This window comes from Sunxiuqinia rutila (assembly GCF_050589705.1).
Classification (GTDB): Bacteria; Bacteroidota; Bacteroidia; order Bacteroidales; family Prolixibacteraceae; genus Sunxiuqinia; species Sunxiuqinia rutila.
The window spans coordinates 440,816-460,450 of the sequence record NZ_JBNGOT010000001.1 but is presented as its reverse complement, the minus strand read 5'-3'; the positions used below and the strand labels follow the sequence as shown (position 1 = coordinate 460,450).

General features: G+C 45.6%; 12 protein-coding genes. 8 read left to right on the top strand and 4 right to left on the bottom strand.

Going from position 1 to position 19,635, the window contains the following annotated elements:
• Positions 1-53 precede the first annotated feature (53 nt).
• From ACRD6K_RS01695 to ACRD6K_RS01685, 3 genes are all read left to right on the top strand, one after another.
• Positions 54-497 (top strand): DMT family transporter, encoded by a 444-nt coding sequence (locus ACRD6K_RS01695; RefSeq protein ID WP_299578181.1) that lies wholly within the window; start codon positions 54-56, stop codon positions 495-497.
• Positions 498-645: 148 nt separating this feature from the next.
• Positions 646-1,191 (top strand): GNAT family N-acetyltransferase, encoded by a 546-nt coding sequence (locus tag ACRD6K_RS01690; protein WP_430971809.1) that lies wholly within the window; start codon positions 646-648, stop codon positions 1,189-1,191.
• Positions 1,192-1,450: 259 nt separating this feature from the next.
• The gene (locus tag ACRD6K_RS01685; RefSeq protein WP_430971808.1) at positions 1,451-2,449 is read left to right on the top strand and encodes a DMT family transporter; all 999 of its coding nucleotides are present in this window, start codon (positions 1,451-1,453) and stop codon (positions 2,447-2,449) included.
• 67 nt (positions 2,450-2,516) lie between these two features.
• Here ACRD6K_RS01685 and ACRD6K_RS01680 read toward each other — a convergent pair whose 3' ends face one another.
• On the bottom strand, positions 2,517-3,863 hold the full coding sequence (locus tag ACRD6K_RS01680; RefSeq protein WP_430971806.1) for an NAD(P)/FAD-dependent oxidoreductase: 1,347 nt from the start codon (positions 3,861-3,863) through the stop codon (positions 2,517-2,519).
• Positions 3,864-4,720: 857 nt separating this feature from the next.
• Here ACRD6K_RS01680 and ACRD6K_RS01675 point away from each other — a divergent pair.
• The 5 genes from ACRD6K_RS01675 (at position 4,721) to ACRD6K_RS01655 (ending at position 10,719) form a co-directional block, all read left to right on the top strand.
• Positions 4,721-7,003, top strand: coding sequence for a tetratricopeptide repeat-containing sensor histidine kinase (locus ACRD6K_RS01675; RefSeq protein ID WP_430971805.1), 2,283 nt, complete (start codon positions 4,721-4,723; stop codon positions 7,001-7,003).
• A gap of 531 nt (positions 7,004-7,534) precedes the next feature.
• The gene (locus ACRD6K_RS01670) at positions 7,535-7,843 is read left to right on the top strand and encodes a hypothetical protein (protein ID WP_430971804.1); all 309 of its coding nucleotides are present in this window, start codon (positions 7,535-7,537) and stop codon (positions 7,841-7,843) included.
• A gap of 260 nt (positions 7,844-8,103) precedes the next feature.
• Entirely contained in the window at positions 8,104-8,988 is an 885-nt protein-coding gene (locus ACRD6K_RS01665; RefSeq protein WP_430971803.1) for a hypothetical protein, read from the top strand.
• 149 nt (positions 8,989-9,137) lie between these two features.
• Positions 9,138-9,656, top strand: coding sequence for a hypothetical protein (locus ACRD6K_RS01660; RefSeq protein WP_430971802.1), 519 nt, complete (start codon positions 9,138-9,140; stop codon positions 9,654-9,656).
• Positions 9,657-9,891: 235 nt separating this feature from the next.
• Positions 9,892-10,719 carry a hypothetical protein gene (locus tag ACRD6K_RS01655; protein ID WP_430971801.1) on the top strand — a complete coding sequence of 276 codons (828 nt, stop codon included), beginning with the start codon at positions 9,892-9,894 and terminating at the stop codon, positions 10,717-10,719.
• Between the two features lie 227 nt (positions 10,720-10,946).
• Here the strand turns inward: ACRD6K_RS01655 and ACRD6K_RS01650 are convergent, their stop codons facing one another.
• The 3 genes from ACRD6K_RS01650 to ACRD6K_RS01640 form a co-directional block, all read right to left on the bottom strand.
• Positions 10,947-11,663, bottom strand: a complete 717-nt coding sequence (locus ACRD6K_RS01650; RefSeq protein WP_430971800.1) for a hypothetical protein — start codon at positions 11,661-11,663, stop codon at positions 10,947-10,949.
• A gap of 111 nt (positions 11,664-11,774) precedes the next feature.
• Positions 11,775-16,490, bottom strand: a complete 4,716-nt coding sequence (locus ACRD6K_RS01645; RefSeq protein ID WP_430971799.1) for an efflux RND transporter permease subunit — start codon at positions 16,488-16,490, stop codon at positions 11,775-11,777.
• Between the two features lie 62 nt (positions 16,491-16,552).
• Entirely contained in the window at positions 16,553-19,633 is a 3,081-nt protein-coding gene (locus ACRD6K_RS01640; protein ID WP_430971798.1) for an efflux RND transporter permease subunit, read from the bottom strand.
• Positions 19,634-19,635 lie beyond the last annotated feature (2 nt).

The window sequence follows — 19,635 nt, the reverse complement described above, 5'->3', positions numbered from 1 at the left end:
ATTTTCATCATCATAAAAACATTCCCTAGTTTTGTGTTCTTAAATAGAATTTGATGAAAATTATTTACACGCTTATTGTTCTTTTAATCGGGTGTTTGCTGGCCATTCAGGGAAGTATTAACACCCAGCTAACAACATTCTTAAAACATCCTTTGCAAGGAGCATTAGTTAACTTCCTGGTGGGGTTTATCTGTCTGGTGGGGTTCAATTTAATTCTAAAAACTCAAACGCCAGACTGGGGACAGCTAAAAATAGCCCCTTGGTATTTATTTGCCGGTGGCATGCTGGGCGCCATTTTTGTATCATCAGTTATCTTTTTTATTCCCAAAATTGGCGTTAGTACCGTTTTAGCGGCATCCATTGCCGGACAACTTGTGGCCGCGTCCATCATCGATCATTTTGGCTATTTTGGTCTGGCCGTGCATCCTATTTCTGCAGGTCGTATTGCCGGCATCCTGCTCCTGCTTGGTGGAATATTTCTGATTCAGCGCTATTAAACTGACTTTCCCTCTGCACTTGTTATCCCTAAGATAAAAGCCGATCTTTGTCCTTCTTTTCCGTTGAGCTCGTTACCTGCAAAAGGAACTTGCCCGGAAAAGTGAGTTGAAACGATGCAAAGGATTCATCCTTCAAAACCAGTTTAGCATGAGAAGATTTCGCCTATACAACGATACCGACCAGCGCCTGGCTGATGCCTGGAATTTATATGAACAGTCCTTTCCTTCCGAGGAAAGACGAAGCTGGCACCTGCAACAGGAGATCATGAAGCATGAATCGTATCACTTCGATCTGATCCTGGTTGACGAAGCGTTTGTGGGCATTCTCCTGTGGTGGGAATTTGACACAATCCGCTACATCGAACATTTTGCCATATCGTCCACGCAGCGGAATTCCGGGCTCGGCAAAAGATGCCTTGAAGCCTTTCTGGCCGAAAGCCATCAGCAAGTCCTGCTGGAGGTTGAAAAACCGGAAGACTCGCTGAAACAGCGACGTATTGGTTTTTATAGGCGCATAGGCTTTTACCTGAACAACTACGACTATGCCCAGCCTCCGTATCAGGAAGGAGGGCCGTTTGTTGAATTGCTGCTCATGTCATACCCGGCTGCTTTAAGTGAAGCGGACTTTCAAGTCTTCCTAACGGAGTGCCATCCCATTATCCACCGCCCCTATTTTGAAAAGAATCCGGGATAACTACCCCGGAACCGGAGGACTGGCCAGCCTTCGGTCATTGACTGCCGCCACAAAAATACAAGCCCGCAACATCCTCAAAACTTACTGAGCTAAAACGCAGAAAGACTGCCAATTTCCTCTTTCAGAAACAAACCATACGAAGTGTATTTTTTCGTGTTGTTTATTGATGAAAAATGTGGATATTTGCGCACTTTTTTGGATCAGCCCAAGTGGCTTGATCGATTAACAATTAAACAATTACAAGTAAAACCGGATAGCCATGATTTCATCGACAACTAAAGGAACAATAATGATTTTGCTGTCGGCCATCTTTTTTGGTCTGATGCCTTTCTTCGCCTTAAAAACCTACGCCGAGGGATTTGATGTAAACAACCTTTTGTTGTACCGTTATACCTTTGCCTTCATCCTAATCGGCTTGTTTTGCATGTACAAACGCATTCAGATTCGGATAAGCCGGAAGCAGTTTTTTCACCTGTTGCTGGCTGCTTTGGTGGGCACCATGATGACCACCTATACGCTTTTCAAATCCTATCAATACATCTCAACAGGTTTAGCCAGTACCCTGCACTTTGTTTACCCGATCTTTACGCTGGCTCTGGCTTCGCTGCTGTTTAAGGAACGCTTTACAGGCCGAAAGCTGCTGGCCCTGCTCTTGTCATTTGCCGGCATTGCTATTCTGGCCATTGGCTCGGGTGGAGACCTGAACATGGTAGGTATTCTGTGGGCTTTGGCCTCCGGCATATTGTATGCCTTTTACATCATCACCATGGCTCACCCCGAGTTGAAAAACCTGAATTCCTTTACCGCCACCTTCTGGATATTTGGATTCACGGCGGTGCTGTTTCTCATTCAGGGGCTGGTAACCAACGACATCAACCTGCATTTCACCCCCAAAGCCTTGTTCTATACGCTTAACCTGAGTGTATGGTCCAGTTTTGCAGCCGTTGTTCTTTTCTTCAATGGTTTGAAGCGCATTGGGCCGGGAAATGCCTCGCTGCTATCCACCCTGGAGCCACTTACCGGAGTTTTGGTGGGTGTGCTTGTTTTTCATGAAACGCTGGACATGAAAAGCCTGGTGGCCATGTTGTTGATTTTGGGTTCGGTATTCACCGTTATTCAGCATAAAGGCCAGCCGGCAGAAGCCGGCAAAGCCCCTTCAATTCCCTGGTGGAAAACCGCATTTTCCAGCCTTAAACGACACCAGCGGCTCGCCTATGTTTTTGTTCTGCTTAAAGGATCGAAAAAGCGGCCGCTGTAAAACAGAAAAGGGATTGCCTACTTCAACAGTACCTGCAATCCCTTTTCTTTTCTACCGGAACGTCGGCTTACATCAGCCCTTTCAGCATACCATGGTAATACATGGGTTTCAGGCCGTGAACCTTTAAAATCCACCACATGCCACGCTCCACTGCCGGATCGAGAAACGGAACAGTCGGCATCAACTCCTTGTCGTAGCCAAATTCGCACATCAATACTTTGCCATGCTCGGTAACAATCGGGCAGGCCGTATAGCCATTGTAAATCTGCTCCGGTTCTTTTCCTTCCATCATGGCAACCAGGTTTGCAGCTGCAATGGGCGCCTGAATACGAATAGCGGCCCCGGTTTTACTGGTTCCCAGGCCTGCCACATCACCCAGCACTACAATGTTGGGATAGTCGGGCTGAATTAATGTTCCTTCATCGACTTTCGCCCATCCACCATGTCTCAATTTCCCTTCAGTAATCGCCAGTGGCGAATGACGCATAAAGTCGGGCGCCTCCATCGGGGGTGTAAAGTGCAGCATATCATAATCCACGCCAACCAGCTCCGAGTCGGCTACGCGGGGCAAATGAGCCAGCGTGGGCTCGTCCAGTCGTTGGAAAAAGGCCTTCTTAGCCTGCGTGTCCACCTTCACCAGCCGGTGCTGGTACTGAACGCCGACTCCACGTTCGTCATACAAGGTCTGCAGACGATCGCCATACACTGCAGGAGTCATCAGATTATTGGAGTTGGAATAATAAGTCATTTCAAACCCCTCACGGATGCCTTCGTCCCGCAGGTAATCTTCGGTCATCAGGGTAATTTTCTTGGGCGCTCCTCCACATTTTAACTTCGAATATGTGTCGGTAAACACCAGTTTCCCTTCCGGCTTTTCGCGCAGTTTGGTGATGGCCTCGTGGCACTTAATGGCCCCCTGGTAATCGTAAATGCAGTGCGCATTTCCTTCGCCCAGTGTTTCTCTGGAAATGCCTTCAATCCGGTCAAAATTCATTTGACAGCCGGGAGCCAATACTAAAAAGTCATAGCTTACTTTTCCATTCGCCCGGGTCATCAGGTAATTCTGGTCCGGAACCAACTCTTCCACGAAATCTTTTAGCCACTTTACGCCTGAAGGCATCAGGTCTTGGTTCGGCTTCAAAATTTCCTCCGGCGTAAACACGCCCCCGGCAACCAGGGTGTATCCGGGCTGATAGTGATGAATTTCCTGTGGTTCAATGATGGTGATATCGTCGTGTCGAAGCATATCCGACAAATACGCTGCCATGGTTATTCCGGCAGCTCCTCCGCCTACAATCACCACTTTGGCCTTGGCCTCACTGGCCGATAGATATTGATAGGCTCGTCCTCCCAGAACAAGTCCTCCCAATCCGGCTACGCCGGCTGTTAAAAATTTTCTTCTTGATAGCGTCATGCTTTATCAAATTTTAGTTGGTTGGTTTTTGGTCAAGCCGCCAAAACTAGCTTTTCCCCAAAGGTCATCCTATGACGAATCTCATTGCAACGAAAGGCCCGGCTTTCCGACACGCTCATTTATTCGGATAGTTTGAAGGGAACAATTGATCATTTAACACGCAAAGACAGACGCTTTTCTGGCACCTTGGTGTTAAAAAAGCTACCGGTTGTCCGTTGTCGGTTTTCAGTTGTCAGTTTTCGGTATTCATTGGTTTTTTGCTCTGTTTCGCTCTGTGCTTATAAAATTTGTCATTGATAGTCATTATTTGTCAATAATGGTTATTGGTTGTTAGTCGATAGCGATTTACGTGGTGCCCAGACAGGCAGATTGTGCGTGAGTTCGTACGTTCATGTCTTCGTGCCTTCTCCCTTCTACCTGGCTCATCTGCTCACTTTTCATTAACCCATCCGTCCCGGTTCCCGGGACACCTTCCCTTCGAGAAGAGAAGGAAACCCAACCACCAGCGTAAGGTGCGTTTTCTAATTAGATTGAGGAATACGCTTAGCGATAAAAGGAAGGCGCATAACACATGGGGCCTGGGAAATCACCTACTGCCTACTGCCTGTTTACTGTATTCTTTGCTGTTAAAAATTGATCTTCGGATAGTCAGCTATTCGGATTATGCGTGAGTTCGTGCGTTCGTACGTTCATATCTTCATGCCTTCGTACGTTCGTGCGTTCGTGCGTTCGGTGATCTGTCCGTTGAATTTAAAGCCAATACCAAATTCAGAAAAAAGAATCCATCCAGCATTATTTTTTCAGAGGTTTTCTCCGATTTCTTGCTATTTTAGTTTGCTTATTCTTCAACCCCGACAATGAGCAAATTATTCTTACTCCTTACCTTCTTTTTGGCTGCAATCCATGCTTCAGCTGGTAACCAAAGTGAACTGTGGCAACAAATACAAGGTTCAAAACATGATACAAGCCGTTTTCGTTTATTCACGGAATTAGCCGAGTATTACGATAAGCTTCCCCTACCCGATTCGGCCATTTTCTACAGCCAAAAGGCCATTCAAACAGGGCAAAGTGTTCAGCCCAAAAAGTCAGAAAAGACAAACCACAACTTGCTACTAAGCCGATGTTACCGGGTACTTGGATTTTCATTCTTCATGCAATATCAACTGGATAGCACCTATCACCACTTTCATCAGGTGGAGCAAATTGCCCGGCAAGAACTCAGCCAAGAAGATAACAAGCACCAGAAGCGCTATCAACAATTTTTAGCAGAATCACTCCGGAACATGGGAGTTATTAATTACCTAAAAGGCAATCTGGATCAATCCACCCAGCTGTACCTCCAAGCCATTCCCATCAGTGAAGCCTTACAAGATACTTCGGAGCTAGCCAACTCCTACTCAAAATTAGGCCTTACCTACAAAAAACAAGGAAAACTGGCAGAAGCTCTAAAATATTTCTACGAATCACTTCACTATTACGAACGTCTTAATCAACCCAAAGAAACAGCTGTCGCTTTCCTCAACATTGCAACCATTCACTACGATCAGAATAATCACGAAGAGGCCATTGATGGCTATAAGCGCACCTTGCAATTTTTTAAAGCACAAGGCGATGAAAGAGGGGTCGCCATTTGTTTGTCCAATATTGGTAAGTCCTATGGGCACCTTGAAAATTTCGACCTGGCTTTGCAGTACGTACAAGAAGCCTTGGAAGTAAACCAAAAAAGGAATAATAAAGCGGGCATAGCCAATAACTATGGAAGCATCGCTATTCTTTATGAGAATATGGGCAAGTACGAACAAGCTTTAAGCTACTATAAAAAGACCTTAAAACAACAACAAGAGTTGAATGACATTCCCGGCTTGATCAATGTTTATGGGAATCTGGCTTCTGTTCATATCAATCTGGCCAATACGAGTACAAGTTCTGCCCTTCGAGAATCACACCTCAACAGTGCTATTGCCTATGGAACTAAAAGCCGCCAACTTGCTCCTAACTTCAATGCCCCATTCCAACAAAAGGCAGTTACAATAGCACTTCGTGAAGCCTATACCCAAAAAGGAGATTACAAAAAAGCATTGGAATTTGCCAATGCAATTATTGAATTGAATGACACCATTTTCAATAAAAGTAAGGCGGAGGCAGTTGCTGAGGTAGAAGCGAAGTATGAAACAAGCCGGAAAGAACAACAGATTGAACTTCAAAAGAACCAGCTAGCTCAAAAAGAAATCTTGCTCAGTAAAGAACGCCTGTGGCGCAACTCGGCGATTGTTGCCTTTTCCCTGACCCTTCTGATTTTAATTCTGATATACCACAACTATAGCCAGCACAAGAAGAACAATCGCATCCTGAGGCTAAAAAATCAGTTGATTGAAGAACAGCGGAAAGAAATTCAGAAGCAAATGGACAAGCAATGCGAAACCAACAAACGCCTGAACGAGCTGGTCTTGTTTAAAGAAAAAATCACCGGCATGATTGTCCACGACTTAAAAAGTCCGTTGAATGGCATTATCAATAGTGGGTATATTGATGACGAAGAGCTTCGCAGCGAACTTGTCATTCACTCCGGTTACGAAATGCTCAACCTGGTTGATAACATGCTCAACGTTTATAAGGCCGACAGTACCGAAATGAAAGTAAATCCACGGAAAAATGACTTATTCCAGTTGGTTGAAAATGAAAAAACCGGACTGCTCTTTCTGCTCAACGAAAAAGAACTAAGCCTGAAAATTGAAGACATCACCCGCCCTGTTTTCTTTGCCGACAATCATTTAATCAAACGGGTAATTGCCAACCTGCTGAGCAATGCTGTTAAGTTTTCGCCGCAAAAAGGAACCATTACGGTTCGCATAGAGCAACCAGGCGAAACAGATATCCGGATTGGGATCCGCAATCAAGGGCCTCACATTCCGGAAGAAAAACAGCACCTGATTTTTGAAGAATTTGGACAACATGACTTACGACAACTCGGAGTAACGGCCTCCACCGGACTGGGACTAACCTTCTGCCAGCTGGCAATAAAAGCTCATGGCGGAACGCTTGGCGTAAACTCATCGGAAGGTAGCGAAACGGAATTCTGGTTCCGATTACCCAACAGTGTTGTTGAAGAAGAAATTGAAAAATCAATCGAAAATAATTGATTGCCGGATGTTCGGATGTTCGGATAGTTCGTGTCTTCGTGTCTTCGTGAGTTCGTACGTTCGTGACCTCGTACGTTCGTGACCTCGTACGTTCGTGACCTCGTGCCTTCTTTCTTCGCGTTCTCTTGGCGACTTTGCGGTTAAAAGGTCAGTTATCGGTTTTCAGTTCCGTAACTTCATGCGTTCGTGACTTCGGTTATCCGCTTTAAGCGTCTTCCTGAACTTGTTTCAGGATCTGTTACTGGTCAGAAGTTGTCGGTTTCGCTTAAACGCTGACAGAACCTTCCGACGCTGTCAGGTTATGGGCTACCGTTCACCGATGCGCTCTTTTCTCCAAGGAGGAGTGGCACCGGGTTACCGGTGACGAGGTAGTTTTGTTGCCAATTCAGAATTAGTCAGCTTCCTTCTTTGTGCAGGTTTTGACCACCCCGTCCCCGACAAGTCGGGAACACCCCTCCTTGGCAGGCGGGGAAATGGGCCTGAACCGGACACTATCACCCCTAAGCTTCAATCAAGAAGTAAGAACATTGAATGGAGAACCTTAAAGATGAAACCGTTCAGCTCGAACAAGGAAACGTCCGTCATTTTGATGCAAACGTTCAGGTCATAGCTGCAAGCTTGTCTGTTTTTGGCGGAATTTTCCACCAATTTGGCTCAAGCGTGAAGCAAATTGGTGCTCGCTTGAATCTTTTTTATTCAGGCTTGCGCCAAAAACCTGCTCGCTTGAATCTTTTTGCTGCAAGCGTGCGGGTTAAACATGAACGCGAGCAGGTCAAACATGCAAACGAGGGGGTTAAACATGCAAACGAGCACCTCAGAGGTACCCCCCTGAGGTGTTAAATATAAAATGCTCCATAAAGATTATCAGCCATTTAGAACAAAAATAAAAAGGCGCTTACGGATGCGTACATTTTGTAAAGTTTTGCTATATTGATCAGCGAAAACGCAAAAAACAATGACAGCACCACCCTACGGACACCAACGACACAAGCAGTACTTTACCAACAAAAACACATACAGCTAATGCGAATAGATCCACAGAACTATGGGTATCTAAGTGTTGGGCGCAAGGTTAAAAAAGCAAACTTATAGAAACAATAATGATTCTCGATTTTTTAAATAAAACTTTTAACAACAGAGAGATTGCATTGATTTTTTACCTTTTCCTTTTTATTCTGTGGAATTTAACTCAGAAAAAAATAAGAGAGTCAATTTTTTGTGTAATAGGAGCATTGTTTGTAAAACAGATTTTTATTTCAATCCTTTGCCTCTTGATTTATATCACAATCGTTGTTTGTGGACTTTCACTTTTAGGCCTCTGGAATTCCAGTTTAATTAAAGATACTATCTATTGGAGTTTTGGTGTCGGATTCATTTTAATGATGGATTCAAACAAGGCATTACAGGAAAAACATTATTTCAAAAAATTTTTGCTGGAAAATATTAAAGTTTTTATGATTATTGAATTCATTTTGGGATTATACGTTTTTGGAATAATTACTGAGTTTATTTTAATGCCTATTGTGATTTTTCTATCAATTTCATTGGCGTACACCGAAGTATATGAAGAACACAAACAAGTCAGAAATTTTCTACTAAAAATATTTGGCGCAATTGCAATCTTCTATATAATCTACTCTGGTTTCAAGATATATCAAAATTTCAAAGATTTGGCAAACTATGACAATTTAAGAGCACTCATTTTTCCTGCAATAATGACAATATTGTTTTTGCCATTTGCCTACTTTTATGTTTTATATTCGCATTATGAAAGTTTATTTATTCGAGTTGGTTTCTTTTTAAAAGACAATAAATCTTTGCGCCGATTTGCAAAATGGAGAATCTTATTTTCCGTAAATTTTAGTCTTAAAAAATTAAAGCTTATAACTCCTGGATATTTATTTGGTGGTTGTGAAACAAAGGAAGACGTCAAACATGAAATAGTTAAAAGGTTGAATAAAAACCCAGCGGCTAATATATTGTAAATTGCATTGTGGTTTCGGTGGGTTGCCGTCTTCGGTTCCAGTTTCCTTAGTTCCTTCGGACAGGAAATCTCATCGCAAACCGCAACGACAACATAGCAATTTTCCGTTATGGGTAAGCTATAGGATACAGAGCGACTAAAATTAGTTAAATGAAAAAAATAGAGGCAATACTACAAGAAGTAGGAAAGATTACTTTGAAATTCTCCAGACTTGAACACCTTGCTTTGGAGTATATCTCAGTATTGATATCTGGTGTTGATACTGTTGACAACCATATGATTTTTCAAAATGATTCACTAGACAAGAAACTGGAGAACCTGAAAAAATTAATTCATCTAAAAAGTAATGGACACAGAGAAGAACAACAATTGGAGACCATAAGTAAAATTAAAAACTTCAAAAACAAAAGAAATCTATTCATTCATGGAGATTGGGGTAATATTGAAAATGCCATTGAATATGATTTCGAAACAATTTCAGTAATAGATACAAAGACTAGATATAACCAACAATTAGATAATGCTAAAAATATTACTGAAAAAGGTTGGAGTCCACAACGAAAGATTAATTTCACAATTCTTGATTTAAAAGAAATACAAAATGATATCGATTTACTTAACTCAGAATTGATTGATCATATTAATAGTAATAGAAACACCAACAAATAACATAGGTGAATAATAGGTCTTCGAGGGATTTATGCTTTTAATGAGCAACGGCAAGCTAGTCACTATAGAGTAGTTATAGTTAAAAATATTCCTAGAATAGCTATCTTTCCGTTTAATAAAATGTACAAGCCATAAATCAACCAAGGCTCCTACATTAAATGGCGCCATCCGCCGCAGGTAATTAATGAATTACAAACAATTAACATAGACATCTATTATTAAACTTCAAATAACTATGAAAAGGACAATTCTTTTTGGACTAATTTTATTCTCATGCTTTTTTAGCCTTGCTCAAGAAAAACTAACAAATCAATCTATTTTAGATTTAATGGATTTAGGATTTGGAAGTGAAGTCATTAAAGCAAAGATTAATTCATCGAAAACATATTTTGACACATCAATGGATCAACTAAAAGCCCTAAAAGAGGAAGGGGTTTCCTCCGACATTTTGGCTTTAATGATTAATAAATCTTCGGTCGCTGTTGAATGTGGAGTTTTCTACACCAAAAATGATAAATTGGTAAAAATTGAACCTTCTGTATTTTCTGGCACTAAAACCAGTGCGCTTGGGGCAGCAATGACCTATGGAATTGCCTCTGCAAAAGTGAAATCGTACATAAATAATGCAACTTCTGTCAACAAAGTAGATTCAATTAATTTAACTTTTATTTTTCAATTCGATATCAAAAATAAAAATGATTTAGGAAGTGGAAACTGGTGGTTTAAAACAGCGTCATCACCAAATGAATTTGCACTAACTCAATTGAAACAGAAAAGAGATAGTAGAGAGTTAGTAACTGGGAAAGTTAGTGGAATAACTGCATCAACCCAAATGGGAATTGATTCCAAAAAGACCATTAAATTTGCAATTGAAGATCTGGGAAATGGCCGATATAAAGTAACTCCAAGTCAGATATTAGGACCCGGAGAATATTGTTTCTTCTATCAAGGAACAATTCCAATGGGAGGATTTAACAATCAATCTATTTTTGACTTCTCGATTGAACAATCAACTACTTACAAGAGGAAGTTACCCGTCAGGTCGGGCAACGAGCTTCGCTGACCGGAAATTACGGATAAAAAGTGCAATTCTTCGTAGGAAATTTGTCGGAAAACTCCCGACCTGCGTGTAGTTGCAGAACGTTACTCTTTAATTAAATCATGAATAGGATATTGGTGAACCCTGCTTCTCGGGAAATCTCAAGTCTAGAAGGGGCAGGCCGGGGGCATGACAAGCACCAATCAATGGCCTTGAAAGCATCACTCCGGACTCACGACTCACCGACTTCTTTAAATAAACTTCTCGCGTTTTTGCAGGTTAAACAGGCCGTAGAGGGTAAACAACAGGGTACCGACGATCAGAAAAATACGGTTTTTCAGCACGATGCCTTCCCACACCACTTCATTCATATTTCGGGGCACACTGAGTGGATTGAGGAACACATTCCAGTAGGTACGCTGCAGGGCATCGCTAAAGATGAGCAGCACCACCCCCAGAATGACCATCACCACCGCGGTTCCGTTGCCATTTTTAATGATGGTGGAAAACATAAACGCCAAACTGCCCAGAAACAAAACCGGAAACATGAGTTGCCGGGCCATTTCAACTAAATTAACGGGCGTAAGGAAAATAGAACTCACCCCGGCAAAGGCCAGCAGCAACAGGAAAACCAATACAAAAACCAGCACGAGCCGCACCAACCACACTTTGTAGCGGTAGTCGGGTATGCCGAATAAAATTTCGAGAATACCGGCGTCCAAATCGTTCTGAATTCCAAAGGTCATGGGGTAAAAAATCAGCAGCATGGCCGGAAAGATCAGGATGCCATACACAAACTCTTCATCAGGCACCTCGCCATTCCAAACGGCAGTAATGGCCACAAAAGCAAAAAAGGCAAAAGCAGCCAGTAAAAACCAGATAAAGCGGCCCCCAAAGATGATCCGGAAATTGTATTGAATCATTTTACGGATCAGGTTTATCGTATTTTTTAATTTGAGTCTATTCATTTTTAAGTAAGAGTTTTCAGTTGAGCGTTATCGGTTATCAGTTAATCGTCCCTTGTCAATCGTCCAATCGTCAATAATTTTGCCTTTGCCTTTGCCTCTGCCTCTGCCTTCCTATTTCAAATCCTTAATCAGGCACAAGTAAGCGTCTTCCAAAACCGGCTTGGCCTCAATGGCGTCCTCCGCAGGTTGCTCATGGCTCAGCATGCGCACCCGAATCTTATCCTCCACCCGCATGTGGTGGGTCACCATGTGTTTGTTGGGCATTTGGTCGAACTCCGCCACATCCACATCAAACTGCCACACCAGCTTATCGGCCAGGTTCACCATCGCAATCGGAGTTCCGTGATACTTCACCCGCCCGCGGTTGATGACAGCCACCTGGTTACACGAGCTTGAAATATCTTCAATAATGTGGGTGGAAAAGATCACGATTCGCTCGCGGCTCAACTCCACCAACAGGTTCCGGAAGCGAATCCGTTCGCGCGGATCCAGACCGGCAGTCGGTTCATCCACCACCAATATTTTAGGCAGGTGAAGCAGGATTTGAGCAATCCCGATTCGCTGCTTCATTCCTCCGGAAAATGACCCGATTTTATCGCCACGTTTTTCCCACATATGCACCGACTTCAGCACATATTCAATGCGCTCCCGACGGGCTTTGGCATCGGTCAGTCCTTTCAGCAATGCCTGATAATCCAGGAATTCCTGCGCCGGCATATTTTCATAGGTTCCAAATTCCTGCGGCAAATAGCCAATCAGCCCCTGCAATTCTTCCCGCTTTTTCTGCGTGTCAATTCCATTGATCCACACCTTGCCATAGCTCTGCTCAAATATTCCGCAGATAATCCGCATCATGGTTGATTTTCCAGCTCCGTTGGGCCCCAGCAAACCAAACATGCCGGTCCCTATCTCCAACGACACCCCATCCAGAGCTTTAAAGGGCACTTTTCGTTTTCCGATAACCGGAATTTGTTTCACCAGGCGCAAGGTGGTTCTCCGCAGGTTTCCAAAGCGCCCGGTAATCCGGTCAATATTCACTTTCTCGTCATACAGTCGCCGTGCCGTAACTGAAACGAGCAAGGCCAAATACCACAAAACGGCAAAGGCCACCACCAAGCCAATAAAGTTGGTCTTCTTCCACAGCACAAACAGCTCGACCAAAGGCAGCAACCAAAACAGGAACAGCTTGCTGTATTTCCGAATGGCCTTGAACAAGCCGCCGGAACTTGCCGCTTGCCGGTGTTCCAGGTAAATGGCTACCGGTTTCCAAATTTGGTTCAGGTAGAGGTAAACCATAACCAGCATGAAGCTGATCCAAAAAACTGAGGCGAGGTAGAAAAACGTAAAATAAATCAGGAACGCCAGCAGGGGCAGTTGCCAAATCAGCTGATCAAATTCCCGGATGGACCGGTATTCCTTTTCCAGTCCGGCCCGTCGCCGAATGTTCAATCCACCAGTCCATTCACGGCTAAAGCGCCCCGGACGGTCATAAATTTTCACCAGATTTTGAATAACGATATGCACCCGGTCATCGGGCCCAATCAGTCGGGTTCCCGCTTTTTTCAAGCTGTTTAGCACAAACCAGGTCATCCCCGGTACCAGCACCACGGCCAGCACCGTATCCAGCAGTTGCCAGGTCAGGGCATCCACCTCCAAGTAAATCCAGCTCAGGATGGCTCCCATGGCCAGCAGCTGAAAAGCTTTCAGTTTCCAGTCCAGTTGGTAAAACCACTCCAAGGCACTTTCCAGTCCCGAATAAAAGGTCGGAATAAAGATGAGGGTCAGCACCGTACTCAAGGCTAATCCGCCAATAACAATAATGGCAAAGGGAGCCCCAATCACGCTGACATACTCGGCTTGTCCCATGGCCAGCGGCACCATGGCCACAATGGTGGTGATGGTGGTAATCAGAATGGGACGCACCCGCGACAAGCCCGCGGTCATCAGTGCCCGCGGACGACGATAGCCCTGCTTGCGCAAAATGTTGCTGTAGTCAATCAAAATAATCCCATTGTTGACCACCACACCCAGCAAAATCAGGAAGCCAATCATGGTATTGGCATTGAACAAGCTGTTGCCGGTAAGCAACAGGGCCAGCAGCGAGCCAATAGCGGCCAGCGGAATGGAAAACAGCAACACAAAAGGCGTGGCAAAAGATTCGAAAACCGAAGCCAGAATCATAAAAATCAGAATGATGGCGGACAGAATCAGGAACTTAAACTCGCCAAGGTCGTCTTCTTCATGAATCACCTCGGCGGCAACGCCCGATGGAAAGTTATAGGAGGCAATCAGCTCATCTATTTCGTAACGATAGGAAGCCAGCAAATCGTTGGACTGCTGTGCCTCATCAATCAAGCTGTAGGTAATTTCAATTTGTTTTTCCTGGTTCACCCGGTTAATTCCGGCCAGCCCACGGGCATACACCAGCTGGGCAAAATCCTGCAGGTCGTGCAGCCCTCCGGCAGCATCGCTCACTTGCAACAGCTTCAGGTCATCCATCGTTCGGGTGTCGTCCTCCAGCGGGTCTTCCTCCCCCTGCCGAATGATAATTTCATACTCATCCACCCCTTGGTTAAACTGCACACCAGTAGAAATTTCGCCTGAAAACGAATTCAGCTCGCTGGTAACCTGGCTGATGTTGATGTTGTATTCCGTCATCAGCAAGGGGTCGAACAGCATGTGCACTTCCGGCCGGTTATCCGACACGTTCAGTCGCACCCGGTTGATGAAATCCAGTTCTTCCAGAAAGTACTCAATGTCTTCGGCTACGGTCTGCATCATCTCGAAATCCTGCCCTTTCAGCACCACTTTTTCTTCGTTGCTGCCAATGCCCAGCAAGCGTTGGAAATTACCCATCATATTTCGACCGCCACCGCCAAAGCCGCCACCACCACCGCCGGAGCTGCTTTGTTCAAACGAGATTTCGGCCGAACCGATATTCCGGGTCAGCTCACTGATTGATGATTTAATTTCAGCAAAACTACGGCCATCTATTTTTCCAAAATCCTCCACCAGCTTCACCGTCACCACTGCTTCTTCTTCCTCAATGGTGCTAAGCACATCCTGCTTTTCCTTCACCTCCTCCAGTTTCTCTTCAATCTTGCTAACCGTTTCATCGGTCGTTTCCAGGCTCGACCCGGAAGGCATGGTCACATACAGCTGAATTTGATCGTTCTCCACTTCCTGCAAAGAACTGACACTGATTGCCAAACTGGCAAACACCGTGATGAAGAAGATTGCCACCGCGCCCAAAATTGTTCCGGCCGGATTGCGCATGCACGATTTCAGCAAAAGCATGTAAATCTGCACCATCCGGTTGTTCGTGGTCAGCTTCTGGAATGCAATGTCCTTTCCCTTTTTTCGTTTCAGAATGAAATGAACAGCCATGGGCACAAAAAGCAAGGCCACCAACAGCGACACCAGCAAGGTTGAAATGATGGAGACACCCACATGCTTACCCAGCATTTCAATCATGAAGTTGGACGAAAACACGAACGGCAGAAAGACCGTAATGGTGGTGAGCGTAGCCGCCAGAATGGAGCGCCAAACTTCCGTGGTCCCTTGTGTTACGGCCGAATCGGCCTCGTGGCCCTGGCCGGCAAGCCGGTAAATATTTTCGAGCACCACCACACTGTTGTCGAGCAGCATGCCAATGGCCAGCGCCATCCCCACCAGCGTAAGGCTGTTCAGGGTAATGTCGTAGGCATAAAACAGGTTGAAAGCCGTGAACACCGACACCGGAATTGCCAAGGCAATGAAGGCCACAATGCGCACATTTTTCAAAAACATCCACAACACAAACACGGCCATCAAGCCCCCAATCAGCGCCAGGTTGATGATCTGATCAATGTTCTCCTCCATCGTTTCGGCGGAGTTATCCTGCACAAAGAGCTGAACATCTTTTCGGGCCAGCTTTTCATTCAAGCGTTCAACCAGCTCCTTCGTTTTATGCGACAATTCAATCTGGTTGGCCTGCGAGTCATTAATCAGCCGAATGGTAACCGCATCCTGCCCATTCACGCGGCTGTAGCTGGTTTCTTCTTTCACCCCAAACCGAATATCGGCAATATCCTTTAGCAGAATGGGGCCTTCGGCAACCACTAGCCGCTCCAGGTCACTCACCTGCGTATATTCAGCCGTAACATGAACGAAGTAATGCTTTTCCTTTTCGCGAAGCGCCCCCACATAGGTACGCGACTGCGAATTTTGCGAAAGCAGCGAACGAATCTGTCCCGGAGTAATGTGATAAGCTTCACAAGCCTCCATATCCAGAATCACCTCAATGGATTTTTCTTTTCCTCCAAAGACATTCACCCCGGCAATCCCATCCAGGTTTTCCAAGTCGGGAGCAATCTCCTGATCCACCAAATTCCGAATCCGGTCTACTCCACCGCCACCACGCGCTTGCAGCTCCATAAACTGGCTGCTCATCTGAGACAGATCCACCCGGTTAACACTTACCCGAACGCCTTCGGGCAAATCTCCCTGTATTTCATTGATTTTTTCCTGCAGCTTGAGGTAGGCGAAGCTAAAATCAACCCCTTTCTGATAATAGACAATCACGGTTCCCATGCGGGACGTGATGGTAGATTCGAGCGACTCAATCCCTTCCAGCGTTCCCACGGCTCCTTCGATGGGAATGACCACCTCATTTTCGAGGTACTCCGGATCAGCCTCCTGCGGTGAAACAGCCTGAACAAAGAGGAAGGGAAGCTCCACATTGGGCAGTAGCTCCACCCCCAGCTGCTTGTAGGAAACATAGCCCAAAAGGGTTAGTCCTAAAAACAACATGCTAATCAGGGTCTTTCTATCGATGATAAATTTCATTGGTCTATTTTCCATTTAACTGGTTACCATTTACGAATTGTCAACCGTAAATGAGCAAATCGTCAATTCTTATTTTTGATCCGGTCTTTAATTCCCTCAATGGCATCGTACATACACGGAATGACAATCAAAGTCAGCAAGGTGGAGGTCACCAAACCACCAATAACCGCCAGCGCCATGGGCGAACGCAGCGAGGCACTTTCGCCAATTCCCAGGGTTAGTGGGAACAAGGCCAAAATCGTTGTTAAGCTGGTCATGATAATCGGGCGAATCCGTTGCTGTCCGGCTTGTAAAATTGCCGCGCGCCGTGCCATGCCCTCCTGCCGCAATTGCAGGATGCGGTCGACAAAGATGATGGAGTCGTTCACGGCAATACCCACCAGCATGATGATACCGATGTAAGCCATGATGTTGAGTGTTTTTCCCAGCAGGAAGAACACCAAGACAGAGCCCACCACCGCCAACGGAATGGTCAGCAAAATCGTGAACGGGTGCAGCAACGACTCAAACTGCGAGGCCAACACCATATACACCAGCACGATGGATAAAAGCAAGGCGAAGCTCAGGCTGTCCATAGACTCCTGCCGTTTTTCTTCTTCACCACTAATGTTCACTTGGTAGTCGGGAGGAATGCTCATGGGAGCCAAGGCCGCACGAATTTCCTTGACAGCCTGATCCAGCGGGACATCCTTATCCAGCTGGGCCGTAATTTTTCCAATCCGGTTTTGGTTGCGGCGGTACACCTCTTTGGGTGATTGTCCGATATGAATATCAGCCAACTCGCTGACCATAAACTCCTGGTTATTGCTTGAAATCATCAGTTCGTCCAACTGCGCCAATCCCTTATCCGGAAGCTTCAGGGTAATGTCCTGCATTTCGCCCTGCCGTTCCACCTGCCCGGCAAGCTTTCCTTCCAGCTGATCCTGAATTTGCGACACAATGGTGTTCACACTCAGGTTATACATCCCGGCCCGCAAACGATCCACCATGATTTCCACTTCAGGCGAACCTTCTTCCAGCGACGACTCAAAATTGTACATGCCCGGCAGCCCTTCAACCCGCTGTTTCACTTCAGCAGCAAGCGATTCAATCACCGCCAGGTCTTCTCCCTGCACTTCAATAACCAAAGGAGCCTCGTCGGTTCCCATAATACTTTTCAAGGCCGTTTCATCCTGATGGTAACTGATTTCCATCCCCGGAATTTCACCCACGGCCTGGCTGATTTTGCGGATGGCAGCCGTTGAGATCAGTGCGCTTTCCGGAGCCAAAATGATTTTTATGCTGGCGGTATTTTCGCCTTCAAAAATATCGGTGGTAGAGCTGCTGATGCCACTGGTTGGCCCCACATGGCTAAAACTGGTTTCCAGGTTGTCACCCAACAGTTCAGCCACAATGGCTTCCATATTTTCCACAGCGGCCGTAGTACGAGCCAGGCGTGTGCCTTCCTGCATGCGAATTTCGATACTGAATTCGCGGGTTTCTGTTTTCGGCATAAATTCGGTACCAATAAAAGGAACCAGCAAAGCGGATCCGGCCACCAGAATAAGCGCACCCAGGATAACCACCCATTTTACCTTCAGCACCTTGTCCAGGAAATTCCCATAGCCTTTCACCTGAACCGAGCGTGATTTCACCTGCTTCTTCCTGTTCTTATAAAACAGGTTGAACAGCATGGGAATAAACAAAATGGCAACTGCCAGGGATGAAACCAACGAAAAAGCTACCGTCCACGCCTGATCTTTAAACAGCTCGCCCGACGCACCATGCAAGTAAACAATGGGCAAAAACACGATGATCGTGGTGATGGTTGATGCGGTGATGGCACCTCCCACTTGCGAGGTTCCCAGAATCGCGGAATCGCGCACCGATAGACCCGACTCGTGGTTTCGGAAAATGTTTTCCATCACCACAATGGCATTGTCTACCAGCATGCCGGCCCCCAGCGCCAGCCCTCCCAAAGTCATTATATTCAGGCTAAGACCGTTAAAATACATGAGGTTGAAAGTGGCAATGATTGAAATGGGAATGGCAACACTGATAATCAGCGTGCTTCCGGCCCGCCGCAAGAACAGAAACAGCACAAACACGGCTAATAAAATTCCCAGCAAGGCCGACTCTTCCACCTCATTAATGGCATCGCTGATAAAGCTGCCCTGGTTGGTCACCATTTGCAGTTGGTAGCCGGGCAGCGCTTTTTGAATGTCCGCAATGCCTTCGTTGATTTGTTCAACGGCTTTCACCGTGTTAAACTTCGTTTCCTTATAAACAGAAAGGCCCAAACAACGCTTGCCATTCAGGCGAACAATATTTTCAGGCTCCTTATTCTGAAAACGAACGGTAGCCACTTCACGCAGGTAAATGGGGGCAAAAGCCGCCTCGGTATTATCGGCCGTAATTTGTTTGTAGCCCACAATCACGTTTTCAAAATCCTCAACATCGGTTAGCAGGCTCACCCCTTTCACCACATAGCGCAGGCCCATCTCTTCAATGCTTCCGCCCGAAATATTCTGATTGAAGCTGGCAATACGAGTGCTGATTTCATCCAACGACAAGCCAAAAGCATCCAGCAAGTATTCGCTGGTTTCAATGAGCACTTCCACTTCCTGCGCACCCGACACATCCACTTCGGCCACCCCTTCCAAACGAATCAGCTCGTTGCGAATGTAGTTGTCGGCAACCTTGCGTAAGTCGTTCATATCGTCGTTGGTGGCATGGCTCAAGCCCAAAATCATTACCGGTGAAGTGTTCGGGTCGTGCTGGGTGATGTTGATGGCATCAATATCCTGGTTCTGGGCAAAGGAGGTCACGGCTTTCTGTAAATCCAGAAAGGCATCGTCCATGTCCTTGTTCCAGGCATATTCAACCGTAATCTGGGCGCTTCCCACTTTGGAAACCGACGAAACTTCCACCACATCCGACTGCCGGATTGCCAAAGCTTCGAGGTTTTCCACAAACTGATTTTCCATTTCCTCCGGCGGCCGTTCACCCGACTCCAGCTCAATAAACAGGCGCGGGTTATTCAGGTCCGGAAACAGGTCAACACCCAGCTTGTCGTAGGAGATGTAGCCCAGAAGCACCACGCCAAGCACCATCATCAAAACAGTAACCGGATAATTGACCGAAAATTCGCTTAACTTCTTCACGG

Coding starts and splice junctions, on each gene's coding strand:
- ACRD6K_RS01660 (WP_430971802.1), top strand. CDS start 9,138: ATGAAAAAAATAGAGGCAATACTACAAGAAGTAGGAAAGATTACTTTG.
- ACRD6K_RS01680 (WP_430971806.1), bottom strand. CDS start 3,863: ATGACGCTATCAAGAAGAAAATTTTTAACAGCCGGCGTAGCCGGATTG.
- ACRD6K_RS01655 (WP_430971801.1), top strand. CDS start 9,892: ATGAAAAGGACAATTCTTTTTGGACTAATTTTATTCTCATGCTTTTTT.
- ACRD6K_RS01670 (WP_430971804.1), top strand. CDS start 7,535: ATGGAGAACCTTAAAGATGAAACCGTTCAGCTCGAACAAGGAAACGTC.
- ACRD6K_RS01675 (WP_430971805.1), top strand. CDS start 4,721: ATGAGCAAATTATTCTTACTCCTTACCTTCTTTTTGGCTGCAATCCAT.
- ACRD6K_RS01695 (WP_299578181.1), top strand. CDS start 54: ATGAAAATTATTTACACGCTTATTGTTCTTTTAATCGGGTGTTTGCTG.
- ACRD6K_RS01650 (WP_430971800.1), bottom strand. CDS start 11,663: ATGAATAGACTCAAATTAAAAAATACGATAAACCTGATCCGTAAAATG.
- ACRD6K_RS01685 (WP_430971808.1), top strand. CDS start 1,451: ATGATTTCATCGACAACTAAAGGAACAATAATGATTTTGCTGTCGGCC.
- ACRD6K_RS01645 (WP_430971799.1), bottom strand. CDS start 16,490: ATGAAATTTATCATCGATAGAAAGACCCTGATTAGCATGTTGTTTTTA.
- ACRD6K_RS01690 (WP_430971809.1), top strand. CDS start 646: ATGAGAAGATTTCGCCTATACAACGATACCGACCAGCGCCTGGCTGAT.
- ACRD6K_RS01665 (WP_430971803.1), top strand. CDS start 8,104: ATGATTCTCGATTTTTTAAATAAAACTTTTAACAACAGAGAGATTGCA.